25 protein-coding genes are annotated in these 22,750 nt (G+C 65.0%); 2 read left to right on the top strand and 23 right to left on the bottom strand.

Going from position 1 to position 22,750, the window contains the following annotated elements:
• Positions 1-225: 225 nt before the first annotated feature.
• The 6 genes from DES45_RS07010 to DES45_RS06985 all read right to left on the bottom strand — a co-directional run bounded on the left by DES45_RS07010 (position 226) and on the right by DES45_RS06985 (position 6,856).
• On the bottom strand, positions 226-744 hold the full coding sequence (locus DES45_RS07010) for a hypothetical protein (protein WP_114769251.1): 519 nt from the start codon (positions 742-744) through the stop codon (positions 226-228).
• A gap of 75 nt (positions 745-819) precedes the next feature.
• Positions 820-1,419, bottom strand: a complete 600-nt coding sequence (locus DES45_RS07005; RefSeq protein WP_114769468.1) for an IMPACT family protein — start codon at positions 1,417-1,419, stop codon at positions 820-822.
• A gap of 674 nt (positions 1,420-2,093) precedes the next feature.
• Positions 2,094-3,332: a L,D-transpeptidase family protein gene (locus DES45_RS07000; protein WP_425374270.1), complete on the bottom strand. Its 1,239-nt coding sequence runs from the start codon at positions 3,330-3,332 to the stop codon at positions 2,094-2,096.
• Positions 3,333-3,632: 300 nt separating this feature from the next.
• On the bottom strand, positions 3,633-3,926 hold the full coding sequence (locus tag DES45_RS06995; RefSeq protein ID WP_114769250.1) for a hypothetical protein: 294 nt from the start codon (positions 3,924-3,926) through the stop codon (positions 3,633-3,635).
• A gap of 398 nt (positions 3,927-4,324) precedes the next feature.
• On the bottom strand, positions 4,325-6,325 hold the full coding sequence (locus DES45_RS06990) for an acetyl-CoA carboxylase biotin carboxylase subunit (protein ID WP_114769249.1): 2,001 nt from the start codon (positions 6,323-6,325) through the stop codon (positions 4,325-4,327).
• A 117-nt stretch (positions 6,326-6,442) separates the two neighbouring features.
• Positions 6,443-6,856 (bottom strand): hypothetical protein, encoded by a 414-nt coding sequence (locus DES45_RS06985; RefSeq protein WP_114769248.1) that lies wholly within the window; start codon positions 6,854-6,856, stop codon positions 6,443-6,445.
• A 514-nt stretch (positions 6,857-7,370) separates the two neighbouring features.
• Between DES45_RS06985 and DES45_RS06980 the strand changes: the two genes are divergently transcribed.
• Positions 7,371-8,435 carry an NAD(P)-dependent alcohol dehydrogenase gene (locus DES45_RS06980; RefSeq protein WP_114769466.1) on the top strand — a complete coding sequence of 355 codons (1,065 nt, stop codon included), beginning with the start codon at positions 7,371-7,373 and terminating at the stop codon, positions 8,433-8,435.
• On the opposite strand, the gene DES45_RS06975 is transcribed toward DES45_RS06980, so the two are convergent.
• The 3 genes from DES45_RS06975 to DES45_RS06965 form a co-directional block, all read right to left on the bottom strand.
• Positions 8,432-9,508: a PLP-dependent cysteine synthase family protein gene (locus DES45_RS06975; RefSeq protein ID WP_114769247.1), complete on the bottom strand. Its 1,077-nt coding sequence runs from the start codon at positions 9,506-9,508 to the stop codon at positions 8,432-8,434. The two genes, DES45_RS06980 and DES45_RS06975, sit on opposite strands and share 4 nt — an antisense overlap.
• Before the next feature lie 109 nt (positions 9,509-9,617).
• Positions 9,618-10,037 (bottom strand): hypothetical protein, encoded by a 420-nt coding sequence (locus DES45_RS06970; RefSeq protein WP_114769246.1) that lies wholly within the window; start codon positions 10,035-10,037, stop codon positions 9,618-9,620.
• 50 nt (positions 10,038-10,087) lie between these two features.
• Complete coding sequence (locus tag DES45_RS06965) at positions 10,088-11,620, bottom strand: acyl-CoA carboxylase subunit beta (protein WP_114769245.1); 1,533 nt, start codon at positions 11,618-11,620, stop codon at positions 10,088-10,090.
• A gap of 163 nt (positions 11,621-11,783) precedes the next feature.
• Here DES45_RS06965 and DES45_RS06960 point away from each other — a divergent pair, with 163 nt between their 5' ends.
• Positions 11,784-12,161, top strand: a complete 378-nt coding sequence (locus DES45_RS06960) for a hypothetical protein (protein WP_114769244.1) — start codon at positions 11,784-11,786, stop codon at positions 12,159-12,161.
• A 44-nt stretch (positions 12,162-12,205) separates the two neighbouring features.
• On the opposite strand, the gene DES45_RS06955 is transcribed toward DES45_RS06960, so the two are convergent.
• The 14 genes from DES45_RS06955 to DES45_RS06895 all read right to left on the bottom strand — a co-directional run bounded on the left by DES45_RS06955 (position 12,206) and on the right by DES45_RS06895 (position 22,686).
• A complete protein-coding gene (locus DES45_RS06955) occupies positions 12,206-12,988 on the bottom strand; it encodes an ATP12 family chaperone protein (protein WP_114769243.1) in 783 nt (260 codons plus the stop codon).
• A gap of 17 nt (positions 12,989-13,005) precedes the next feature.
• Positions 13,006-13,683, bottom strand: coding sequence for an HAD-IA family hydrolase (locus tag DES45_RS06950; protein ID WP_114769242.1), 678 nt, complete (start codon positions 13,681-13,683; stop codon positions 13,006-13,008).
• Positions 13,684-13,808: 125 nt separating this feature from the next.
• Positions 13,809-13,994 carry a hypothetical protein gene (locus DES45_RS06945; RefSeq protein ID WP_114769241.1) on the bottom strand — a complete coding sequence of 62 codons (186 nt, stop codon included), beginning with the start codon at positions 13,992-13,994 and terminating at the stop codon, positions 13,809-13,811.
• Positions 13,995-14,107: 113 nt separating this feature from the next.
• Positions 14,108-15,196, bottom strand: coding sequence for a TRAP transporter substrate-binding protein (locus DES45_RS06940; RefSeq protein WP_114769240.1), 1,089 nt, complete (start codon positions 15,194-15,196; stop codon positions 14,108-14,110).
• 295 nt (positions 15,197-15,491) lie between these two features.
• Positions 15,492-15,659 carry a hypothetical protein gene (locus tag DES45_RS25050; RefSeq protein WP_170151417.1) on the bottom strand — a complete coding sequence of 56 codons (168 nt, stop codon included), beginning with the start codon at positions 15,657-15,659 and terminating at the stop codon, positions 15,492-15,494.
• An 82-nt stretch (positions 15,660-15,741) separates the two neighbouring features.
• A complete protein-coding gene (locus tag DES45_RS06935) occupies positions 15,742-16,245 on the bottom strand; it encodes a phage holin family protein (protein WP_147282359.1) in 504 nt (167 codons plus the stop codon).
• The gene (locus DES45_RS06930; RefSeq protein WP_114769238.1) at positions 16,242-16,517 is read right to left on the bottom strand and encodes a hypothetical protein; all 276 of its coding nucleotides are present in this window, start codon (positions 16,515-16,517) and stop codon (positions 16,242-16,244) included. Before DES45_RS06930 ends, DES45_RS06935 begins: the two co-directional genes overlap by 4 nt.
• A 3-nt stretch (positions 16,518-16,520) precedes the next feature.
• On the bottom strand, positions 16,521-16,757 hold the full coding sequence (locus DES45_RS06925; RefSeq protein WP_114769237.1) for a hypothetical protein: 237 nt from the start codon (positions 16,755-16,757) through the stop codon (positions 16,521-16,523).
• Positions 16,758-16,876: 119 nt separating this feature from the next.
• On the bottom strand, positions 16,877-17,482 hold the full coding sequence (locus DES45_RS06920) for a GNAT family N-acetyltransferase (protein ID WP_114769236.1): 606 nt from the start codon (positions 17,480-17,482) through the stop codon (positions 16,877-16,879).
• A 133-nt stretch (positions 17,483-17,615) separates the two neighbouring features.
• On the bottom strand, positions 17,616-18,077 hold the full coding sequence (locus tag DES45_RS06915; RefSeq protein ID WP_173949331.1) for a hypothetical protein: 462 nt from the start codon (positions 18,075-18,077) through the stop codon (positions 17,616-17,618).
• Positions 18,078-18,192: 115 nt separating this feature from the next.
• Complete coding sequence (locus tag DES45_RS06910; RefSeq protein WP_114769235.1) at positions 18,193-19,428, bottom strand: RluA family pseudouridine synthase; 1,236 nt, start codon at positions 19,426-19,428, stop codon at positions 18,193-18,195.
• 42 nt (positions 19,429-19,470) lie between these two features.
• Entirely contained in the window at positions 19,471-19,857 is a 387-nt protein-coding gene (gene crcB / locus DES45_RS06905) for a fluoride efflux transporter CrcB (protein ID WP_114769234.1), read from the bottom strand.
• 37 nt (positions 19,858-19,894) lie between these two features.
• A complete protein-coding gene (locus DES45_RS06900) occupies positions 19,895-21,211 on the bottom strand; it encodes a replication-associated recombination protein A (RefSeq protein WP_114769233.1) in 1,317 nt (438 codons plus the stop codon).
• Positions 21,212-21,276: 65 nt separating this feature from the next.
• On the bottom strand, positions 21,277-22,686 hold the full coding sequence (locus DES45_RS06895) for a Do family serine endopeptidase (protein WP_114769232.1): 1,410 nt from the start codon (positions 22,684-22,686) through the stop codon (positions 21,277-21,279).
• Between the last annotated feature and the right edge of the window lie 64 nt (positions 22,687-22,750).

The following is a 22,750-nucleotide window of genomic DNA, read 5'->3' as shown; positions in this document are numbered from 1 at the left end:
GACCCAGGACGTTTGCCCTCGGATCCGCCGGCTCGCGGGTTGCCTCTGAACGAGGGGCTGTACCACCAGCAGCCTCACAAAGGAACAGCTTGTGATCGCGACGGCCTCGATGCGGGCTACTTTCGAGACGATGAGGTTTAGAAAGCGGACTTCCAAGCCGCCGTCAGCGCTAGGCGCCGTGGAAGGCCTTGCTCTTCGCAGAGACAGCAGAGCGGGACCAGACGATCATCGTCCCCTTGATCCAAGGAGCGAAATCCCGGCCGGCACCTTCAAGTCCCCCTCCTCGCTGTCAGGGTCCATGAAGTGTCCATCTTTTGGGATGACCAGTCCCACCCCGATCTTTGGAAGCTTGGCCAGTCCCGTACAGGAGATGGCGCTCGTTGTGCCTGATGCCGTCTCGTTGCCCGTCAGCGTGGTTGCGGGCGATCCCGGCACGGCGATGCGACCGTCGATCCGCATGTGCTGGTCGGGGAAGCGCCATGTGAAGCGCCGTCCCTTCTGCTGCCAGTGCCCCGGCCACTGGCCCTCTTTCACTCGCGACGCATCGAAGATGTAGGGGCTGACCTCCCCGTCCTGCATCTCGCCCCCACCCACCCCTCCTCCGGGATAAAAGGCGATCACGAACTGCGAGTGGTCTGATGCGCGAGTGCACCGCCACAAGGATCCTGCCAGGCTTGTGCCATCGGCTGCGGCTTCCGCCGAAAGAAGGACGAGCATGGCGCCCGCACCAAGAAGTGCTCTCATGGTCCCGACCTCATCTGCGCAGGTATGGAGAGTATGTCTCGCTCAAACGCCCTACTGCTGTCGCCAGTCGGACGATCAGGTGGTGATCTTTGGGTCCATCCTGACCGAGGCCCGGCCGCTGGTAAGGTCGGTGATCATCCGGACGATGTGCCGAGCGCCGGCTTCGGGCAACTCCGCTGTGAGCGTCGCGCCGGTCCCGGTGAAGGTCTCCTGGTGGATCCGGACGCCAGGCGTCCCGCTCAGCCGTGCCTTCACCAAGGCCAGATCGGAAAACGGCACGGCGATGACGGCTTCCTGGACGGGCAGGACTTCGACCTGCTGCGCCGCCCGCAGGCACGCGGCCGCAGTCCCTCCATATGCGCGGACCAAGCCCCCGCTTCCGAGCAGGACCCCTCCGAACCAGCGCGTGACGACGACAGCGACATGGTCGAGCGCAAGGCGATCAATGGCCTGCAAGATCGGCTTGCCGGCCGTCCCGCTTGGCTCGCCGTCGTCGCTCGATCGGCAGTTCTGGCCTATCCGCCAAGCCCAGCAGTTGTGATTAGCCCCTCGATCGGAATACGCGGCGAGGAAGTCCTTGCCGGCCTGCTCGCTCCCGATCGGGCCGGCTGTTGCGACAAATCGGCTCTTCTTGATGATCTGCTCGAACGAGGTGGTGTGCTCCAAGGTCAGCATGTGGCGCTCGAAAGGACCGATCTGGGTGCGGCCTCGGCGGTTGATCGGATCGCCTGTAAACACCGACAACCGTCACGAAGACAACCGCCTTGTTGGATTCTCGCGTCGAATATGGCTGACGGTTGGAGAATGTCCGAGCAGATTGCCCCTGCCTCGGTCTCTTCACCCTCCGGTTTGACGAGGACCGCTGCACCGGGAGGCCCTTAGCGACGGGAAGCGCGCGGGCTTGTGCTCAGGCCATTTACCGTTTCCCAACAGACCCTTACGGCCAAGGTTAACGGTTTATTAACCACATTTCGAGGAGAGTTAGGGACAAAAGCCTTGCGTATCGAAGGTGAGCCGCCATGCGCGATCGGAAAAGAAAGTTCAGAGTTCCAAGCATCAATCGCGATGCCAAGGATCGCATCGCTGAGCTGATGCGAAGCACATACTTTCCGCCTGATATGAGTCCCATATCGGACGAACAGCTCGATCTCCTGCTTGCATTGCGCCGGAAGGAGCGGGAACGCAGCCACTCGACATAGGAAGGCCGGATGTCGGGCACCTGCTTCGCCCGCAGACGCTGAAGGGTCATGGGTTCAGCAACGGTCGTGCGGCCGCACCGGCGAAATCGGCGACCACCCGGCTGATCGGGAGCAACCGCGGACAAATCCACCGCGATCGTCGGACCGGCTTCAGTGAAGCTGCCGGTTCGATGACAGCGACCTTGTCTGATCACCCAGATCTGAGCTGCCGGAACCAGCATTCGCCCAAGCGGTCTTCATCACGTAAGCTGGCACGATCGGATGTGCTCCCGGGATCACCGGCCGGTTGTGGTCCGAGCCCATTGTCGTGTCGCGGATCGGGGCAGCCGTGAGCAGTGATGGCAAGTCCGGGACCCACACAGCTGGACCCTCAGCCGGGACCGGTTGCAGGGTGGGTTCGTCCGGGGCAGAAGAAGAAACGGAGCTCGCCTGTTTGGTCGAAGGCGGGCAAGAGCTCGTCCAAAGGCAGACCGGCTGCATCGGACGCGCCGGTGTGATTACCCGCTCGAGACCGGCATAGGCCAGAGCCTCGGGACGGCTGACGTCCCCGAGCGAGACACCACGGCGCCACAGGGCCGTGAAGGATGGATGCTGCCCACCGTCTTCGTAGGAGGTCCGGATGGCCGGCCTTCCCTCCTCCAGCAGCACCGCCAGGTGGTCTTCTTCCAGAGCCCGGTAGGCCTGCACCGCGGCTTCCCGCTCTGGGCTCCTGGCCGGCTGGAAAGAGTATCGCCCCGCCGAGACGCCGGCGGCGATCTCCTCACCAGTGGCCTCGAAGCGATCCGAACCTTCCTTGAGCTGCCGCCAGAAGGCGATGTTCGGATCCAGACGATGGCGCACGAGGTTTTCCGCCGTCATCCGGAACGGGTAGGCCTGCAGCTGGACTGCCTTCTGACCACCCCTGAACGCTTCGCGCATGAGGGCGTAGATCTCCGAGATCCCCGCATCCGTCATGGCGTAGCAGCCGGCGGAGGAACATGTGCCGTGCACCATCAAGGCGGAACCGGTGGCGCCATGCGCCCGGTCGTAGGCATTGGGAAAGCCTGTGTCGAAGGAGAGATAGTGCTTCGACCTGGGGTTCATCTGGGAGGGAGTGATGGTGTAGAAACCTTCCGGCGTCTGCCGGTCGCCCTCCTTCCGCTTCGGGCCCAGCTGACCTGACCAGCGGCAGATCGGAAAGGTCTTGAGGCGGATATAGCGCCCGCTCGCGCTGCGCTTCCAGACCTCCAGCTCCGCTTCCTTCTTATAGACGCGGATCAGCATCGGCTCTGCCGAAGAGGTGCTCTTCTCCCGCATCTGAGCAATCGTCGATGCAGGTATCGGGGCTTCATGCTTAGGATAGGCTCCGGACTGCGCCTGGACAGCCTGCCCCATCACTCCAACTGCCATGACGAGTGGCGGAAGGAGCAGACGTGCGCACCTGAGCATCGAGGTCACGAGGCTCTTGCGGTCGTTGCGCACGCCTGGGATTGACAGGACGAGCAAGGGGGCTGGTCCACCGGTTGCAGACGATTGCGACAGTCCGTTGGAGACTCTGAACATGCTTGCAGAAGGATCAGGCATCGGACCGGATCTCACGACCCACCATCGGAGGATTTCGCATGGTCATGGCGTCGAAACTGCCACTCACGAGGGCTCTGCCCTGGTCATCCGAGGAACTTGAGCAGAGATAAGGCGGCGGATGAAAGATCAGGTTGGCGTTCCCCACTCTCGCGATGAGCCCGCCTCATCGGACGGGTCGTCCGGATCCTCCTGGTCCCAGGGATCCCCAGTGTCGCCCTGGCTGTCCGGCGCGTCCTGATCATCGTTAAGCTCGTCATCCGTAAGTCCCTCGTCCTCGTCATCGAGGATGGCCTGGATCTGCTCGATCCGGGCTTCCGCCCCCGCTGCTTGCTCATCGGCAGACTGGGCACGGCCAGTGTCGAACGGCGAGAGTGCGAGGACGGCGGCTCCCATGAGCCATACCATGATCAGCTTGTGCATGACGTCTCCTGACGGTGGAGGCTGCGGATCAGGGCGGAGGAATGGGACGGATTCATGGTGGCCGTGTTGCATGGGTCCAAATAGTCACGCATCGGAGGCGCCCGAACCCTTATTCGGTCGATGCGAAAACGCCGGACGGCGGCCGTTACCCGGTTACACCGACGGTGTCCAACGCCCCGCTTGCCCGGAGGTGAACGGCCAAGCTGGGCCCGAATAGCGGCCATATTCGGCTCGAGCCTCGGCTTGCTTACCGCGTCAGCAATTCCACCAGCTGCCGTACTCGGTAAGGGCGGATGGGACGCGTTCGCGCCCTTCGGCACGCCCGCGACCACCTTCAGCCATTGCTCTCCGGCCTAAGCCGGACATGCGACGCCACGAGCGTGCGTCCACGGCCGTGATCAGGCGAATTCCATGATCACCGCGTCGACCGCGAGGCTGTCGCCTTCCTTGGCGTGGATCTTGGAGATGGTGCCGTCGCGCTCGGCGCGCAGCACGTTCTCCATCTTCATCGCCTCGACGATGCAGAGCGGCTCGCCCGCCTTCACCTCCTGGCCGGCCTTGACGCTGATCGCCTTGACGAGCCCCGGCATCGGGCACAGGAGCTGCTTGCCCGTATCGGCCTCGGCCTTCTCGGGCATGAGCGCCGCGAGCTCCGCCTCCCGGCGGGTATAGACCCGCACCTCGGCGGAGGCGCCCGCATGGGACAGCACCATCCCGTTGAGGATCGGCTTTACCTGCACGGCGAGGGGCTCGCCGCCCACCGTTCCGGTCCAGACCGCCTCGCCCGGCCGCCAGGACGAGACGACGGGCCAGGCCTCGCCGCCGATGACGACCGCAATGCCGCCGTCGATGTCCTCGACCAAGGCGTCATGATGCTCGCGGCCCAGCACGACCACGCGCTCGCGCTCGAACTTCACGGCCGAGACGTGGCGCATCTGGCCGGAGATCTGGCGCTTGCGCTCGTTGAGCAGGTGGTCGATGGCCGCCCCCACCGCCGCCATGCGATGGGCCACGATGCCCTCGGGCGCGGGAGCCTTGAACCCTTGCGGGAACTCCTCGGCGATGAAGCCGGTGGAGAGGTGGCCCGACTGCCAGCGCGGATGCTGCATCAGCGCCGACAGGAACGGGATGTTGTGGCGGATGCCCTCGATGGCAAAGGAGTCGAGCGCCCGCGCCTGGGCCTCGATCGCCTCGATGCGCGTCGGCGCGTGGGTCACGAGCTTGGCGATCATCGGGTCGTAGTAAATCGAGATCTCGCCGCCCTCGTAGACGCCGGTATCGTTGCGCACGGTGACGCCGTTCTCCTCACCCTCCTCCGGCGGCCGGTAGGTCACGAGGCGTCCCGTCGAGGGCAGGAAGTTGCGGACCGGATCCTCCGCATAGATGCGGCTTTCCACCGACCAGCCGTCGAGCTTCACGTCATCCTGGGTCAGACGAAGCTTCTCGCCTGCGGCGACCCGGATCATCTCCTCCACGAGGTCGATGCCGGTGATCATCTCGGTCACCGGATGTTCCACCTGGAGCCGAGTGTTCATTTCGAGGAAGTAGAAGGACTTGTCCTGGCCGGCCACGAACTCCACGGTCCCGGCCGAGTCGTAGCCCACCGCCTTGGCCAGCGCCACGGCCTGCTCGCCCATGAGCCTGCGGGTCGCCTCGTCGAGGAGCGGCGACGGCGCCTCCTCGATGACCTTCTGGTTGCGGCGCTGGATCGAGCATTCGCGCTCGCCGAGATAGATGACGTTGCCGTGCTTGTCGCCCAGCACCTGGATCTCGATGTGGCGAGGATCGGTGATGAACTTCTCGATGAAGACGCGGTCGTCGCCGAAGGAGGACGCCGCTTCCGACTTGGCGCGGGCGAAGCCCTCCGCGACCTCGTCGGACGAGTACGCGATGCGCATGCCCTTGCCGCCGCCGCCGGCGGAGGCCTTGATCATCACTGGATAGCCGATCTCATTGGCGATGGTGACCGCCTGCTCCGGCCCTTCGATCACCCCGAGGAAGCCCGGCACTGTCGAGACCTTGGCGGCAGCAGCCGCCTTCTTCGACTCGATCTTGTCCCCCATGGCGGCGATCGCGCCGGGATTGGGGCCGATGAACACGATGCCGGCTTCGGCCAGGGCCTTCGGAAAGGCCTCGCGCTCGGACAGGAAGCCGTAGCCCGGATGCACCGCCTGGGCGCCGGTCTGCTTGCAGGCCTCCACGATCTTGTCGATGACCAGGTAGGACTCGGCCGCGGCCGCCGGGCCGATATGCACCGCCTCGTCCGCCATCTCCACGTGGAGCGCGTCGCGGTCCGCGTCGGAATAGACGGCCACCGTCTTGATGCCCATCCGCCGGGCGGTCTTGATGACGCGACAGGCGATCTCGCCCCGGTTGGCAATCAGGATCTTGTCGAACATGAGCCCTCGAACGCTGCAAGCCGAAAAATAGTTAGCCCCACTCCCGTTACTGCACATCGGTGCATTCGGGAAGCGGGGCTGGGGTCAGCATTTAGCGTAAGACCGCCTTTTGACGGATCAGGCGGCCATCCGCTGCATCCGGGCATGCTGGCGACCGCGCATGATGAAGTCGAGGAGAGCCGCGTCCACGTGCTGGGTCTCGTCGAGGATCGCATAGGCGATGTTCATGGCCGTCTCGGTCGGGCCGCCCACGTCCAGGGCCGTCGTCAGCCACATGGCGTCGTCGTTGGTCACCACACCGGTCGGACGCATGGACCAGACCATGAAGTCCACGACGAGCGCGGCGAGTGCCGGGCCCCAGCTCTCATGGGCGTCGAGGGTGCGGCCGAGCGCTAGCAGGGCCTCGGCCTCGATACGCGTCATGATGCCGTCTTCCAGGATCTCGCGCTGAAGCATTTTGACGTCGTCGGCCGAGATGTACTTGTTGTCGATGACCGTTTCGATGAAATCGCGAAGGTTATTCTTGATCATCTGTTTGACTCCCTCCGGCTTTTGTTGGGTGCCGGTTGATCTCTTGTCCGGGTATGACTTTTGCACGGGGACAGGGGCCAAACCGTTAATGTGCAATTCTGAATCACCGTTGAGGTTAAGCGTTGTTGAGACTCTTTGGTTGCGAGATTCTTGCTGCGTCAGCGCCCGCGCGCACAAAGCCTTGCGCCGCCTCCATTTGCGCAAGGTCGCCTCCTGTGTCGGATCAGCCCATCGAGGCGGCGCCCAAGCCCGCTTTCAGGAAGCGGTAAGGTGTTCATTCTCTTAAAATACAAGGATTTCCGGGCTTGAAGCCGCTCTTGGCCCTGACCTCGACGAGTGCGGGTTAACGTCGGAAACGTCCTGACGAGCCTCGGATTGGCGCGGGGCGGAACCGCTTCCTACGCAGCGAAGCCGGGAAACCTGCCGCACTTCGCCGGCCTGTTTTCGTTCCGTGGAACCGATGGGAGGCGAGACCGTCTATCCGGAATCGAACTCTCACAAGGGGCTCAAAGCCATGAAAGCCTTCGGATACGCCGCGAAGTCCGCCACCAGCCCGCTCGGCCCGTTCCAGTTCGAGCGCCGGGAGCCCGGTCCGCGGGATGTCGAGATCGATATCCTCTTCTGCGGCGTCTGCCATTCGGACGTCCACACCGCGCGCGATGAATGGGGCGGCGCGGTCTATCCGGTGGTGCCCGGCCACGAGATCGTCGGCCGCGTGACCCGGGTCGGCTCCGACGTGACCAAGTTCAAGCAGGGCGACCTCGCCGGCGTCGGCTGCATGGTCGATTCCTGCCGCCACTGCATCAACTGCGACGACGGGCTGGAGCAGTATTGCGACCACGACTTCACCGGCACCTACAACAGCGTCGACAAGCGCTCGGGCGGCGTCACCTACGGCGGCTATTCGAACACCATCGTGGTGGACGACCATTTCGTCCTGCGGATGCCGGACAATCTCGACCCGGCCGGAGCCGCGCCGCTGCTCTGCGCCGGCATCACCACCTATTCGCCCCTTCGGCAATGGGGCGTCGGCAAGGGCCAGAAGGTGGGCGTGGTCGGCCTCGGCGGCCTCGGCCACATGGCCGTGAAGCTCGCCCATGCCATGGGGGCGCATGTGGTGCTCTTCACCACCTCGCCCAACAAGATCGAGGACGGGCTGCGCCTCGGCGCCGACGAGGTGGTGGTGTCCCGCGACGCCGACGCCATGGCGAAGCACAACGGCACCTTCCACTTCATCCTGAACACGGTGGCGGCGCCGCACAATCTCGACCCGTTCCTGGCCCTGCTGCGCCGCGACGGAACCATGACGCTGGTCGGAGCCCCGGGCGAGCCTCACCCCTCGCCAAACGTGTTCAACCTGATCATGAAGCGCCGCCGTCTCGCCGGCTCGCTCATCGGCGGCATCGCGGAGACGCAGGAGATGCTCGATTTCTGCGGCCAGCACGGCATCGTGTCCGACATCGAGCTGATCCCGATCGACCGGATCAACGAGGCCTGGGACCGGATGGTGCGCAGCGACGTGAAGTACCGCTTCGTGATCGACATGGCGTCCCTCAAGCAGGAGACGCGAGCCGCTTAAACCTCGAGCACGCCCGTCTCGAATAAGCGCTCCATCGCCGTCTCGGCGGCGCGGATGTCGATTCCGCGCTGCTGAAGCCAGACATCGTCGAGATGGGTGCTGCGGTAGCGCTCGCCGGAATCGCACAGCAGCGTCACCACCGAGCCCTGCTCGCCCGCCCGCACCATGTCGCTCACGATCTGGGCCGCGGCCCAGAGATTGGTGCCGGTCGAGCCGCCGCAGGAGCGGCCGATGCGGCGCGACAGGACGCGGGCGGCCGCGAGGCTGGCGGCATCCGGCACCGCATAGGCCGTGTCGATCAGGTCTGGGATGAAGGAGGGTTCGCAGCGCGGGCGGCCGATGCCTTCGATGACGGACGGCGTGCAGGCGATGGTGCAGATGCTCCGGTCGGCGAGGTGCCGGTGGAACACCGAGGCCTCAGGATCCGCGAGACAGAGCTTCGTCGGCAGGCGGCGGTAGCGGATGTAGCGCCCCAGCGTCGCCGAGGTGCCGCCCGTGCCGGCGCCGACCACGACCCAAGCCGGGACGGAATGCTCCTCGTGCGCCATCTGGCTGAAGATCGATTCCGCGATGTTGTTGTTGCCGCGCCAGTCCGTGGCGCGCTCGGCATAGGTGAACTGGTCCATGTAATGGCCGCCGAGCTCTTCCGCGAGGCGCGCGCTCTCCGTGTACATCTCGGCCGGAGAATCAACGAAATGGCTCTCGCCGCCATAGAACGCGATCTGCGCGATCTTCTCCGCGGAGGTGGACCGCGGCATCACGGCGATGAAGCGCAGGCCCAGCATGCGGGCGAAGTAGGCCTCCGACACCGCCGTCGACCCGCTCGACGCCTCGATGATCGTCGTCTCCGGTCCGATCCAGCCGTTGCAGAGCCCGTAGAGAAACAGCGAGCGCGCCAGCCGGTGCTTGAGGCTCCCGGACGGATGGGTCGATTCATCCTTCAGGTAGAGCGCGATCCCCGGCGCGCCGGGCAGCGGCACCTGCAGCAGATGCGTGTCCGACGACCGGTTGAAATCGGCCTCGATGATTTGGATCGCGTGGGCGACCCAGGTGCGGTCGCGGGGAATGGTCATGGCGATCTGCCTTGTTGCGGTCCTCGATGCGGCGCTTCGTGCCACTCACCGGCTTAGAAGGAAAGGGTTACTTTGGCCTTCGGCCGGCTGTCGAGCGCAAAGCCGCCTCTTAGTCCCCGTAGCAGTGACGGCGAACGAAGCCCGCGAGGTTCGCAATACTTGCGGTCGTGAGATCGACCGCTTCAATGCGGAAAAGTCCCGCCGTCTCGTGGCTGCAGACCTGAACGGTCGTCGAGGCGCCGTCGCGTCTCAGGAGGCAATAGGCACCGTATCGATGATCTCCTTGTTCCGTACTGACCGGCAGGTCGAGGCCGGCGATGCAGACCGCGAGTCGACCGGAAATGTTCGCCCTCTTCATGCCGGTCGCGAAGGAAGGGATCCGTCCCATGCTTTCCTCGTGAGACATTCTCACGAAGTCATGGCTCTCCCCGTCGATCTGGATCGTCTCGGCTCCGGCACACCCCGGATGCTGCCATGGCAGAACCGACAGCATCGAAGCAACACATGCGATGACCTTGAACCGCCTCATGGATCCACGGCCTCTTGGGAAGGCGTTTCGCCCTGCACCTCTACCCTGTCTTACAATGGGATATTATCGTGCTTCTTCCAGGGCTGCTCCGTCTCCTTGTGCCGGAGCATGGCGAGCGCCCGGGCGATGCGGCGCCGCGTGGAATGCGGCATGATCACCTCGTCGATATAGCCACGCTCGGCCGCCACGAAGGGCGACATGAAGCGGTCCTCGTACTCCTTGGTGCGGGCCGCGATCTTGTCCTGATCGCCCAAGTCCTGGCGGAAGATGATCTCGACCGCGCCCTTGGCGCCCATCACGGCGATCTGGGCCGTGGGCCAGGCATAGTTCACGTCGCCGCCGATGTGCTTGGACGCCATCACGTCATAGGCGCCGCCGAAGGCCTTGCGCGTGATGACGGTCACCAGCGGCACGGTGGCCTCCGAATAGGCGAAGAGCAGCTTGGCGCCGTGCTTGATGAGGCCGCCGTATTCCTGCGCCGTGCCGGGCAGGAAGCCGGGCACGTCCTCGAAGGTGACGATCGGGATGTTGAAGGCGTCGCAGAAGCGCACGAAGCGGGCGGCCTTGCGGGAGGCGTCCGAGTCGAGCACGCCCGCCAGCACCATCGGCTGGTTCGCCACGAACCCGACCGTGCGGCCCTCGATGCGGCCGAAGCCGGTGATCATGTTCCGCGCGAAGGCTTCCTGGATCTCGAAGAAGTCGCCCTCGTCCACGACCTTCAGGATCAGCTCCTTCATGTCGTAGGGCTTGTTCGGATTGTCCGGGATCAGAGTGTCGAGGCTCTCGTCGACCCGGTTCGGGTCGTCGAAGCTCGGGATCTCCGGCACGCCGTCCATGTTGTTGGCGGGCAGGAAATCGATGAGGCGGCGCACCTGGAGCAGCGCCTCAACGTCGTTGTCGTAGGCCCCGTCCGCCACCGAGGATTTGGTGGTGTGGATCTTGGCGCCGCCCAGTTCCTCCGAAGTCACGGTCTCGTTGGTGACGGTCTTCACCACGTCCGGACCGGTGACGAACATGTAGGAGCGGTCGCGCACCATGAAGATGAAGTCGGTCATGGCGGGCGAGTAGACGTCGCCGCCCGCGCAGGGGCCCATGATCACCGAGATCTGCGGGATGACGCCGGAGGCGATCACGTTGCGCTTGAACACCTCGCCGTAGCCGCCGAGCGCCGCCACGCCCTCCTGGATGCGGGCCCCGCCGGCATCGAACAGGCCGACGATGGGCGCGCGCATCTTGAGCGCCATGTCCTGGATCTTGGTGATCTTCTGGGCATGGGCCTCGGAGAGCGAGCCGCCGAAGACCGTGAAGTCCTTGGCGAAGACGAAGACCGTGCGGCCGTTGACCGTGCCCCAGCCGGTGACGACGCCGTCGCCCGGGATCTTCACCTTCTCCATGCCGAAATCGGTCGAGCGGTGCTCGACGAACATGTCGAACTCCTCGAACGAGTTCTTGTCGAGCAGGAGCTCGATGCGCTCGCGGGCGGTAAGCTTGCCGCGGGCATGCTGCGCCTCGATCCGCTTCGTGCCGCCGCCGAGCCGGGCCTGGGCCCGCCTGTCTTCAAGTCGCTCGAGAATGTCTTTCATGGGTGAACCCTCAGGCCGGGAGAGCAATTTCCTCCCGCTTAGCACAGCCGTAGCGGATCAGACATCCCACTATGGTGTGTCTCGGGGGCCACTTCACACATCCCCTGGCGGAAGCTAGAGAGTGAGCGGGAATAACATTCCTATACTGATTTTGGGGGCAACAATGAATAACACTCACCGGCTCGCAGCCGTCGCTGCGACCGTTTCCCTGCTGGCCGCGGGCTGCGCCAGCCGTTCGGATGAAGTCGCCGCGTCCTATGTGTCGGCTGCGACCTACAGCAGCTACAACTGCAAGGAGCTGAGCCAGGAGGCGCAGCGGGTCTCCAGCGCGGCAGCAAGCGCCGCCGGCGTTCAGGATTCGCAGCGCACGAAGGACACGGTCGCCACGACCGCCGCCATCGTCATCTTCTGGCCGGCCGCCTTCTTCGTCGGCGGCAACAACGCCCAGACGGCGGAACTCGCCCGCCTCAAGGGCCACATGCAGGCCATCGAGGAGGCCTCGATCCAGAAGAAGTGCGGCATCAGCTTCCAGCGCGCCTGATCTGACCGATCCCACGAGAAAAGCCGCCATTTTCGGCGGCTTTTTTATTGTCGCGAGAGGCGGAAGACCTCGGACGCGGCCCGGAAATCGGCCTCGCGCCTCCGGCGACGCTCCATTGCCTCGTAATCCTCGCCCCAGAGGCTTTCCTGGTAATGCTCGTCCACATGGGCGGCCGCCCAGGCCTGATCGGCGTCGAGGACCCGGGAGGCGTGCGCCAGGGCGATCAGGACGGACCCCGTCAGGGTCGTCATCACGTGAAGCGCCGCCAGCGAGAAAGGCGAGTCGTATTCCTCGACCACCCCGCGAATGGCGGACACCGCCTCGTCGGGCTGCGTCACATGCATCACGCCCTCAGCCAGGGAGAACCGTGCCCCGTGGGTGTCGCGCGCCCAGTCGAGAACCGGGTTCCACGCCTCGTCCTGCGCCCTGGCCAGACGCTCCGGCTCGCCCGCACGGTAGTAGGTCAGGTCGGAGCCCGCATAGCGCACGAGATCGTCCACCACCTCCGCCTGGCGGGGGGCGACGCCGTCGATGGCGGAATTGACGATGCGAGTCAGCGGCATGGTCGAGGGGTCGATCTCCTCACCCTGGGCACCCCATTCCGCAGCAAGAGCCTCGGCGAGGCCGCGGGACGGCACCGCGAGGTCCTGCCGGTTCGGGGTCTTGGCCGTGCGCCCGTCGAGCACGAGGAAGAACAGCCCCTCCCTCTCCTGAACGCCGGCTTCCTTGTAGAAGCGCTTGGGCAAGGTGGGCTTCATGCCAGCCTGTGCGGCCCGCATCGGGTTCGGCTCATCCGCCGAGGGGAACCAGTCTCGGGAATCTGTCATGGGTTTGAGATAGTCGCTCAGGCAGCAGGTTGCGAGGGATGGTCGAGGAAGTTGCGCAGGACCTGGTCGAGCTCGTCGTAAGAGTTGACAATTCGGCTCGCGCCGGCCTCGTTCAGCGCCGCCACCGGCTGGAACCCCCAGGACACCCCGATGGGCAGCACGCCGGCCGCTCGGGCCATCTCCATGTCGTAGCTGGAATCGCCGATCATCACCGTCTCGTGCGGCGCCGCCCCCACCTCCTCCATGGCCTGGAGGATCATAGCCGGATGCGGCTTGGACGGCGCATCGTCGGCGGTCTGGATGGTGGTGAAGACCGCATGCCAGCCGTGGCGGTCGAGGAGATGCGCGACGCCGCGCCGGGACTTGCCCGTCGCGATGCCGAGCAGCGCGTCCTCGCGGCGGCTGAGCCATCCCAGGCAATCCTCGGCGCCAGGGAAGAGCGGCTCCGCATGGGCCGGGTCCTGGCGCAGGGTCCCGAACGCGTCCTTGTAGGCCTGGACCAGCCCGTCGATCGGCGCTTTCGGGCCGACGAGCACCGTGAAAGCCTCGGCCAGGGACAGACCGACGATGGAAAGGGAGGCTTCTCGGCTCGGAGGCTCCAGGCCGAAGGCCGCGAAGGCGGCATGCTGCGCGGCGACGATGATGTTCTGGCTGTCGATCAACGTGCCGTCGACGTCGAAGAGAACGAGTTTCAAGGGCCTGGCCTTTTTCAGGAGCAGCCCGGCCTCGTGAGGGGCGAATGGCCGGGGACGCCGCATTATCGGCGTTCAGCGACCTATAGCGGCTGGCGGGGTCGGATCAAGCTGATCCGCGACGGCGGTCAGGAGGCCGGATTGGTGCGGTCCGGGTTGCTGCCGCCCGACTCGAGCAGGCAGACCAGCACGAAGAGGCTGACCACCGCCAGAACCTCCGCCCCGGACTCGAGCCAGGTCGGCACCGCGTCCCGCAGGGGGCCGACGGCGAGGATCGAAAGTACGAAGGAAATGAGAGCGCTCCAGACGAACATCGCGGCTGTCCCATATGTTTGGAGGGGGAAATATCACGGTCTGGATGAACGGAACATGACAAACCTCCGCCCATGAACAGGCGGAGGTCTGTTTTGTCGAAAGTGGTTGACACTTATCCGCGGGTGCGGGCGCGGATCATGTAGGTGTCGAAGGCGTACTCGGCCACTTGGAACCAGAGGTATTCCTCGTTCCGGAACGCGCGGATCGAATCGATCATCTTCTTGAAGTCGGCGTTCTGGGCGGAGATTTCCGCATAGACCTCGTTCGTCGCCTTGTAAGCCGCGTCGAGGATCTCCTGGGAGAACGGACGAAGCTGCGCGCCGGCGCCCACGAGGCTGCGCAGGGCGGCCGGGTTCTTGGTGTCGTACTTGGCCAACATGTCGAGGTTCGCGGCCATGCAGGCGGTCTCCAGGATCGCCTGGTAGTTCTTCGGCAGCGATTCCCATTTCGCCTTGTTGAAGAGGAAGTGGAGCGTCAGGCCGCCTTCCCAGAAGCCCGGATAGTAGTAGTACGGAGCGACCTTCTGGAAGCCGAGCTTCTCGTCGTCGTAGGGGCCGATCCACTCGGCGGCGTCGATGGTGCCGCGCTCGAGCGACGGATAGATGTCGCCGCCCGCGACCTGCTGCGGAATGACGCCGAGCTTCGCCATGACCTGACCGGCGATACCGGCGATGCGCATCTTCAGGCCCTGGAGGTCCTGGACGGTCTTGATCTCCTTGCGGAACCAACCGCCCATCTGGGTGCCGGTGTTGCCGCCCGGCAGGGCGTAGAGATTGTGCTTGGCCATGAACTCGTTCACGAGGCCGATGCCGCCGCCGTGATACTGCCAGGCATTGAGCTGGCGGGCGTTCAGCGTGAACGGAACCGCCGCGGCGGCCGCAAAGGTCGGATCCTTGCCGACATAATAGTAGGAGGCCGTGTGGGCCATTTCGACCGTGCCGCCCGAGACGGCGTCCGCCGCCTGGAAGGTGCCGACGATCTCACCGGCCGCGAAGGGCTGGATGACGAACTTGCCCTCGGTCGCCTCGGAGACGTATTTGGCGAGGAAGTCGGCCGCGCCGTAGATGGTGTCGAGGGACTTCGGGAACCCCGAAGTCAGACGCCAGCGAATCTCGGGATTCGACTGGGCAATGGCCGGCTTGGCGACGGCGCCGGCGGCCAGTCCGGCGCCGGCTGCGGCAAGGAAGTTGCGGCGTTTCATAGTTGTCTTCTCCTGTCTCGGGACGTTCATTCCCCATGGTCACGGCATCAGGCGATGCACCAAGCCAAGTAAAGAGAGTCTTAGGCTCGCTTTGATCTTGCCGGAACCCAATGGCCACCTCTGCAACACATGCATGGCGCGGCGCATGACTAAGCGACCTAGCCGAGAACGTTACGGAACTGAAGACACGAATTCGGTATCGTTGTGGAAGCAGACGCCTGGCCGCCCTGCTTCAAAAGCAAAGGGCGAAGGTTTCCCCTCGCCCCGTTGGCGTTCATCCAATGTCTCAGCAGGCTCAGCCGCTCTGTTCCTTCTGCGAAGCGCTCATGCGGCCGCGATTCTCTGCCGCCGCGAGGGCTTCCGCGAGCTTCTGACGGCCCTTCGCCAAGGCTTCGTCGTTGGGAAGGTGAATCCCGAGCTCCATCAGAATTCGGGTGGCTTCATCGAGACGCGAATCGGACATCGGCAGACTTCCACAGAGCGATTACTTGCTATCAGAATGCGCGCTGCCCAGCTTTGTTCCGGAATGGCGGGACACGCCCCGCTCAATCCTTGGACGCATCCGATTTCTTGAGCCCTTTGACGATCGCCCCTGCAAGCGGGACGAGCAGGTTGGGCAGCAGGTTGTCGAGCGGATGGTGCGCGAACCCGGTGATGGCGCGGCGCACGCCGCGGATCTCCTCCCGCAATTCGACGAGCTGCGCCTGGACCACGAGCGCGTCGGCTTCGAGGTTCCCGAGGGCGGAGTTACGAACCTCGAGCGCCAGTTCCATCTCGCGCCCGGGTGCCGTCCGCCCGGCCGCAAGGAGGAGAATGCCCGCCAGGAGCACATTGCCCCCGCTGATCGCAGCGGCTGCCCAGATCGGCCCCCAGACTTGGTGAAGGGCGAAGAAGACTGCGAGATTCGCCATCAGGAATGCGAAGAGACCGAGAATGACGGCCGCGCCCCTCAGCCCTGAACGGATCATCATCTGCCGCAGACGGACGTCCGCGATGATGGTTTCGGCCCGCCACAGGACCCGCAGGTTTCGAACCATATTCTCCATCACGCCTTACCCCTCCCCGTCAGCCGCCCGATCACGGCTCCCAAGACGAATGCGCCGAGCACAGCCGCAAGCGGATGCTTCGCGACCGCCTCCTCGGCATTGTCCGCGATCTCGGACAGAGCCTGCTCGAGCTCCTGCCACTGCCCCGAAGCGGCAGATTTCGGAAGGTCGGGCGCCGCCTCCCGCATGGGGGGCACGGCTTCGGATTGCGCTCTGCGCCCCAGCTCGTCGCGCAGGGTGCGAAGTTCCTGGTGGAGGTTCTCCCGGCCCGGCATGGCTTAGAGAGCCTTGCGGACCCGCTGGAACGCATCCCTGAGCTCCGAGCCGAGGATCTGCAGGGCGTCGCCCACGTCCTTCGCGCTCCGGTCGAGCTCCGCTTTGCGCTCGAAGCTGTCCCAACGCCTCTCGATCTCGGACCACTCGGTCTGGAGGTCCTTGGAGCCGAGATGGATCTTCAGCTTGATCTCGTCCCGCGTGCGCTTGAGGTCCTCGATCAGATTGGAAAAGTCAGGCATCGTCGCCCCTCCTTCGGTCAGCCGCACAGGCACGCCTCAAGGCGCACTCGACTTCATCGAAGAAAGCACTGTTGCGGCAGCCAAGCTTTGCGGGAGATCAAATTCCTGTCAAATCCGCTTCACGCGTCCAGAGTATCGAGGGCCTGCATCCGCGCTTCCAGCGCCGCCTTCACGCCCGGCCACTCCTCCCGGATGATGCTGTAGACCACGGTGTCGCGCACATGCCCGTCCGGCATGATCATGTGCCGGCGAAGGATGCCGTCGAGTTTGGCCCCCAGCCGTTCGATGGCGGCGCGGGACTGATCGTTGAGGTGGTGCGTCCTGAGCTCGACCGCGTTGCAGCCCAGGGTCTCGAAAGCATGCCGCAGCATCAGGAATTTTGCGTGGGTGTTGACGAAGCTCCGCTGCCACGACCGTGCGATCCAGGTCGTGCCGATCTCGACCCGGTGGTTGGCAGCGTCGATGTTCATGTAACGGGTCGATCCCACGACCCGGTCGCCGTCGTTCACGACCGTCGCGAAGGGAAGCGCGAGGCCGGCAGCCTGCAGCTCGAGCGCCTTTTCGATATAGGCCGTAAAGCCGTCCGGCCGTGGGACGGTGGTGGTCTTCTTCTCCCAGAGCGCCCCGTCGCTCGCAGCATCAGCCAGGGCAGCAGCGTCGTCGAGCGCGAGGGGGCGCAGGGTCAGACGGTCCGTCGAGAGGGTTACGGGCGCGATGGTGAGCATATTGGGTGCCTCCGGTCTGCCGTGTTGTCTCCTATCGGAGAGCGCAGCGCAACGGCCTAAGGCACCGGCGATCAGGGGGCGCCTCAGGCCTCCTGACCGTAGATCGGATTGTCCGGATCGCCCTCTTCTCTGCTCAATTAAACAGATAGATGAACCCGGGCAGGGTGACGGCGAGCCCCGCCAGAGCCCATGCGCCGGCAGCCGACCGCCAGCCGGCGGTGCCTGTCGTGTTGCGGAGGCGCTGGGCGAAGGATGCCGCATCCATGGAGCGGCCGCTCAGACATGAGCAAAGCGCGTAGTGCGCCTGGCCGTCGGACAGTTCGAAATAGTTCATGACGTCGCCGAGCCTGTCGCTGGCGAGGCCATCCGCCCGAAGGACGGGATCTTCATAGGCGACGGTGAGGGGCGAGTTGTCTTCCCTGATCAGGGCCCGCTCTGCTGGCGGCTTGTACTCGATTTCACCAAGGGAGTTCAGGCGACGCGTAGGATTACGCTCGAGAAGTTCGATCCAACGCTCTACTCGTTCCTGCCGGGTCAGAGACCGCGGACGAACGTCGGCTACGCTACGGAGCTGATCAAGATGCTTATGTTCCATCGATCTCCTCCTTGCCAATGGCCCGAGCGGCCGACTGGCCGATCGAGGCATGTGAGGCTACCCCGATTGAGAGGCAAAAGTGCGACAAGGAGAGAGGGGAAAACGGGTGACCGCTTTATTCCTCCGGCGCGTCGACGATCGGGTCGTAGCGGCCGGTGTCAAAGCCGAGGAGGTTGAAGCTCTGTTGGATGTGCGGCGGCAGCGGCGCCGTGACGTCGATCGGCTTGCCCGTGCGCGGATGCGCGATGACGATCCGGCGGGCGAGCAGGTGCAGCTTGTTCTGGATGCCGCCGGGCAGCTCCCAGTTCTCGATGTCGAAATATTTCGGGTCGCCCACGATGGGATGGCCGATATGGGCCGTGTGCGCGCGCAGCTGGTGCGTGCGGCCGGTCACCGGCTTCAGCGACACCCAGGCGAGCTTCTGGCCCGCCGTTTCGACCACTGCATAGTAGGTCAAGGCATGGCTGGCGCCTTCGTCCCCGTGGCGCGCTACCTTCATGCGGGAATCCCCCTCCTCGCCTTCCTTCGCGAGATAGGTCGAGATCCTTCCCTGCTTCACGCGCGGGACGCCTGCGACGAGCGCCCAATAGATCTTCCGGGTGGTGCGCGAGCGGAACGATTTCGCCATCGTAGACGCAGCAAACCGCGTCTTCGCGATGACGAGACAGCCAGCCGTGTCCTTGTCGAGCCGGTGCACGAGGCGCGGCTTCTGGCCCTCGGCGTCGCGCATCGATTCAAGGAGTCCGTCCACATGCCGCGTGGTGCCGGAGCCGCCCTGCACGGCCAAGCCCATCGGCTTGTTGATGATCAGGACATCCTTGTCCTCGTAGAGCGTGATCGACTTCAGGAAATCGCGCTCGCTCTGATCCTTCGCGGCGCTGCGGGAGGCGGGCCGGGGCTGGTCGAGCTTGAGCGGCGGGATCCGCACCTTCTGGCCGGCCGTCAGGCGGTCGTTCGGTTGCGCGCGCTTGCCGTCGACGCGCAGCTCGCCCTTGCGGACGATGCGCTGGATATGCGTGAAGGCAAGCTGCGGGAAGCGTGCGACCAGGAAACGGTCGACGCGCATGTCGGCCTCGTCGGGTTCGACCACAAGGGTCTGCACGCCGGTCGCCAGCGTCTCCTGCGCCTCGGCCCGGGCCTGGGCCTTCGTCGGCCGCGGGACCGCTTCAACCGGAGCAGGCTTCGCCCGCACCACGGGAGCCGGGCGTGCCTTGGTCACCGCCTTCGGAGCGCGCTGCGTTGTCGGCGCGCTCTTGCGCGCGGGCTTGTCCTCTCGCGAGCGAAAGCCCTGCCGAGATCCTGCACGCCCGCCGCGGGCACCGTTCTTCTGTCCTGAACCGCTTTTCTTCATGAAACGTGGGTATCAGAGCGCCGGGCAGGCGGCAATCGCGGTCTAACTGGCAAGCGTCCGCACGAGGGCCAACCCCATGGCCAATCCGGCTATGGACAGCAGGACCGAGCCCGCCACATAGGCAAGAGCCGTCGGCACATCCCCGCGTTCCCAAAGAAGAGCTGCTTCAAGCGAAAAGGCCGAGAAGGTCGTGAAGCCGCCGAGAATCCCCGTCGTCAGGAACAGGCGCAGAGGCTGGCTCCACCCCTCCCCGGCCTTGAACGCGAGCCAAGCCGCGAGAACCCCCATGGCGAAGGAGCCTGCGATGTTCACCGTCACTGTCCCCCAGGGAAATCCGGTCCCGAAGGTGCGGGCGCAGGCTAGATTGACCGCATGCCGGAGCGAGCCGCCGATGCCGGCTCCGAGGAAAACGAGAAGATAGGATTTCACAGGTGCCCCCTGGATTGGCTGCCGATTCTTCAGCAACCTATTCGCTCTCGCCGCGACGCTCCCGGCGCAGTTTCTCCCACCAGTCGAGACGCCGGCGGATCTCGCGCTCGAAGCCTCGGTCGACCGGCTCGTAGAAATGCTGACGGTCGAGCTTTTCCGGCCAGTAATCCTGGCCCGAGAAGGCGTCCGGTTCATCGTGGTCGTAGCGGTAGGTGGCACCATAGCCGATGTTCTTCATCAGCTTGGTCGGAGCGTTGAGGATGGTCTTCGGCGGCATGAGGGAGCCATGCTCCTTTGCGACCCGGGTCGCCCCCTTGTAGGCGGTGTAGAGGGCATTCGATTTCGGCGCTGTGGCGAGATAGACCGCGGCTTGGGCCAGCGCGAGTTCGCCCTCCGGCGAGCCGAGGAAATCGAACGCGTCCTTTGCGGCATTCGCGACCACGAGGGCCTGCGGATCGGCGAGGCCGATATCCTCGATTGCGGCCCGGACCAGCCGGCGCGCGATGAACAGGCGGTCTTCCCCGGCATCGAGCATCCGGGCGAGGTAGTAGAGGGCCGCATCCGGGTCGGACCCACGGATCGTCTTGTGCAGGGCAGAAATGAGGTTGTAGTGCCCCTCCTGTCCCTTGTCGTAGATGGGGGCGCGCCTCTGGATGATCTCCTGCAGCTGTTCCGCATCGAAAACCTCGCCGGGCTTGGCAGAGCGCCAGACCTCCTCGGCCAGCGTCAGGGCCGCGCGCCCGTCGCCATCGGCCATACGCACGAGGGAATTCCGCGCTTCCTCGTCGAGCGGAAGGTTCTTGCCGGTGATCTCCTCGGCGCGCTCCAGGATCTGCCGGATCGCCTCCTCGTCGAGGGACTTGAAGATCAGCACCCTGGCGCGGGAGAGCAGAGCGGCATTGAGCTCGAAGGACGGGTTCTCGGTCGTCGCGCCGACGAGGGTGATCGTGCCGTCCTCCATCACGGGCAGGAAGGCGTCGAGCTGGGCGCGATTGAAGCGGTGAATCTCATCGACGAAGAGAAGCGTCCCCTTCCCCATCGACCGGCGCTGCCGGGCCGCCTCGAAGACCTTCTTCAGGTCCGCGACGCCTGAAAAGATGGCAGAGATCTGCTCGAAGTGGAGGTCGGTCTCATGGGCCAGAAGGCGCGCCACCGTGGTCTTGCCGGTCCCGGGCGGCCCCCAGAAGATCAGGGAGCCGAGGGATTTCGACGCGATGAGCCGGGTCAGGATGCCGTCATCGCCGACCAGATGGTCCTGCCCCACCACCTCCGAGAGCTTGGTGGGCCGCATCCGGTCTGCCAGGGGCCGTGGGGCGTTCCGGTCGAGGCCGGCGGATGAGAAGAGGTCGCTCATAATGTCTACGGACTTGAGGAACGTGCGGACATCAATAGCCGAACATCGCGCCGGCGTCCTGCCCCTCAGCGACCGAGAACGGTGGTGAAGACGCGCCCGCCGCGGTTGATGGTGATCTCCCAGTAGCTCCCGGTGCGATTGAGCATGCGGTCGGCATCCTTCGTGGTGGCGAGCCGCTCGCCGTTCACGGCAACGATCTGGTCGCCCTTCTGGAAGCCCACGCTCGATGCGACGCTCTGCTCGTCGAGATCCGCCACGACGACGCCATCGTCCGAGATGTCGATCTGCATCTCCTCCGCCACCGCCGGCGACATGTTCACCAGAGTGGCGCCCGCAAGCGGCGAGCGGGAGCGGACCCGGACCGGATCGCGCGGCGGAATTTCCGGCGGAGGCGAAAGCTTGACCGGGATCGTGGTCTGCTTGCCGCCGCGCAGGACGGTCAGCGGCGCCTGGCCCTGCGTTCCTTTCAGAGTGAAGCGGTAGCCGAAGGCATCGGGATTATCGACCGGCTGCCCATCGACCGCGAGGATGGCATCGCCCCGCTTCAGCCCGGCTTCGACGGCGGGGCCCTTGTCGTAGACCGACGTGATGAGGACGCCTGTCGGACGCTCCAGGCCAAGGCTCGTGGCGATCTCGCCGTCCACCGCCTGGAGCCTCGCGCCGAGCCAGGGCCGGACCACATGGCTGGAGCCGCCCTTCGCCGAGGCCAAGACGACCCGGGCCATGCTTGACGGGATCGCGAAGCCGATGCCGATATTGCCGCCGGAGCGGGAATAGATCGCCGTGTTGATGCCCACCAGCCGCCCGCTCATGTCGATGAGCGCGCCACCGGAATTGCCCGGGTTGATGGCCGCGTCGGTCTGGATGAAGAACTGGTAATCGGTGACCCCGACCTGGGTGCGCGCCAGAGCCGACACGATGCCCTGGGTTACCGTCTGGCCGACGCCGAACGGATTGCCGATCGCGAGCACGAGGTCTCCCACCTGCAGGGATTCGGGATCCCCGAAGTCGATATACTGAAGGTTCGACGCATTCTTGAGCCGAAGCACGGCAAGGTCCGTGCGCGGGTCGCGCAGCACGATGTCCGCCTCGAACTCGCGCCGATCGGCGAGCGCCACCTTCACCTCGTTCATGTTCTCGATGACGTGGTTGTTGGTGATCACCAGACCCGTCGGATCGACGATGACGCCCGACCCGAGCGACGTCTGCGAGCGGCCCGGCGGGACGCCCTGGCCCCCGCCCTCCCCGAAGAAGCGGCGGAAGAACTCCTCCATGGCGGCGTTCTGCCGGCGCTCGGATCGGCTGGCATAGACGTTGACGACGGCGTTCGACGTTTGCCGGACGACGGGCGCAAACGAGAGCTGCACCTGCGCCTTGCTTTCGGGAACGACCCGCTGGCTCTGGGCCTGCGCCCCGACGAAGCCGAGAAGCAACGAGGCGGCCACTGCCGCGATGCGGAGGGGGATGAAGCGCATCAGACGCGAATCCTCAAATTAGATCGTGGCTCTCGATAAGACGTGGTGAGCGAAAAACCAAATT

It is taken from the genome of Microvirga subterranea (assembly GCF_003350535.1).
GTDB classification, from domain to species: domain Bacteria; phylum Pseudomonadota; class Alphaproteobacteria; order Rhizobiales; family Beijerinckiaceae; genus Microvirga; species Microvirga subterranea.
The sequence above is the reverse complement of the archived record's forward strand: the minus strand, read 5'-3'. Positions and strand labels throughout refer to the sequence as shown.

Bases quoted from the DNA above. Each gene is read 5' to 3' on its own strand.
- DES45_RS06915 (WP_173949331.1), bottom strand. From the start codon at position 18,077: ATGGAACATAAGCATCTTGATCAGCTCCGTAGCGTAGCCGACGTTCGT.
- DES45_RS06930 (WP_114769238.1), bottom strand. From the start codon at position 16,517: ATGCCGGGCCGGGAGAACCTCCACCAGGAACTTCGCACCCTGCGCGAC.
- DES45_RS06920 (WP_114769236.1), bottom strand. From the start codon at position 17,482: ATGCTCACCATCGCGCCCGTAACCCTCTCGACGGACCGTCTGACCCTG.
- DES45_RS06985 (WP_114769248.1), bottom strand. From the start codon at position 6,856: ATGATCAAGAATAACCTTCGCGATTTCATCGAAACGGTCATCGACAAC.
- DES45_RS06910 (WP_114769235.1), bottom strand. From the start codon at position 19,428: ATGAAGAAAAGCGGTTCAGGACAGAAGAACGGTGCCCGCGGCGGGCGT.
- DES45_RS06965 (WP_114769245.1), bottom strand. From the start codon at position 11,620: ATGAAAGACATTCTCGAGCGACTTGAAGACAGGCGGGCCCAGGCCCGG.
- DES45_RS06970 (WP_114769246.1), bottom strand. From the start codon at position 10,037: ATGAGGCGGTTCAAGGTCATCGCATGTGTTGCTTCGATGCTGTCGGTT.
- DES45_RS07010 (WP_114769251.1), bottom strand. From the start codon at position 744: ATGAGAGCACTTCTTGGTGCGGGCGCCATGCTCGTCCTTCTTTCGGCG.
- DES45_RS06900 (WP_114769233.1), bottom strand. From the start codon at position 21,211: ATGAGCGACCTCTTCTCATCCGCCGGCCTCGACCGGAACGCCCCACGG.
- DES45_RS06940 (WP_114769240.1), bottom strand. From the start codon at position 15,196: ATGAAACGCCGCAACTTCCTTGCCGCAGCCGGCGCCGGACTGGCCGCC.
- DES45_RS06895 (WP_114769232.1), bottom strand. From the start codon at position 22,686: ATGCGCTTCATCCCCCTCCGCATCGCGGCAGTGGCCGCCTCGTTGCTT.
- DES45_RS06955 (WP_114769243.1), bottom strand. From the start codon at position 12,988: ATGACAGATTCCCGAGACTGGTTCCCCTCGGCGGATGAGCCGAACCCG.
- DES45_RS06975 (WP_114769247.1), bottom strand. From the start codon at position 9,508: ATGACCATTCCCCGCGACCGCACCTGGGTCGCCCACGCGATCCAAATC.
- DES45_RS06995 (WP_114769250.1), bottom strand. From the start codon at position 3,926: ATGCACAAGCTGATCATGGTATGGCTCATGGGAGCCGCCGTCCTCGCA.
- DES45_RS25050 (WP_170151417.1), bottom strand. From the start codon at position 15,659: ATGTCCGATTCGCGTCTCGATGAAGCCACCCGAATTCTGATGGAGCTC.
- DES45_RS07000 (WP_425374270.1), bottom strand. From the start codon at position 3,332: ATGGCAGTTGGAGTGATGGGGCAGGCTGTCCAGGCGCAGTCCGGAGCC.
- DES45_RS06980 (WP_114769466.1), top strand. From the start codon at position 7,371: ATGAAAGCCTTCGGATACGCCGCGAAGTCCGCCACCAGCCCGCTCGGC.
- DES45_RS07005 (WP_114769468.1), bottom strand. From the start codon at position 1,419: ATGCTGACCTTGGAGCACACCACCTCGTTCGAGCAGATCATCAAGAAG.
- DES45_RS06990 (WP_114769249.1), bottom strand. From the start codon at position 6,325: ATGTTCGACAAGATCCTGATTGCCAACCGGGGCGAGATCGCCTGTCGC.
- DES45_RS06960 (WP_114769244.1), top strand. From the start codon at position 11,784: ATGAATAACACTCACCGGCTCGCAGCCGTCGCTGCGACCGTTTCCCTG.
- DES45_RS06945 (WP_114769241.1), bottom strand. From the start codon at position 13,994: ATGTTCGTCTGGAGCGCTCTCATTTCCTTCGTACTTTCGATCCTCGCC.
- DES45_RS06925 (WP_114769237.1), bottom strand. From the start codon at position 16,757: ATGCCTGACTTTTCCAATCTGATCGAGGACCTCAAGCGCACGCGGGAC.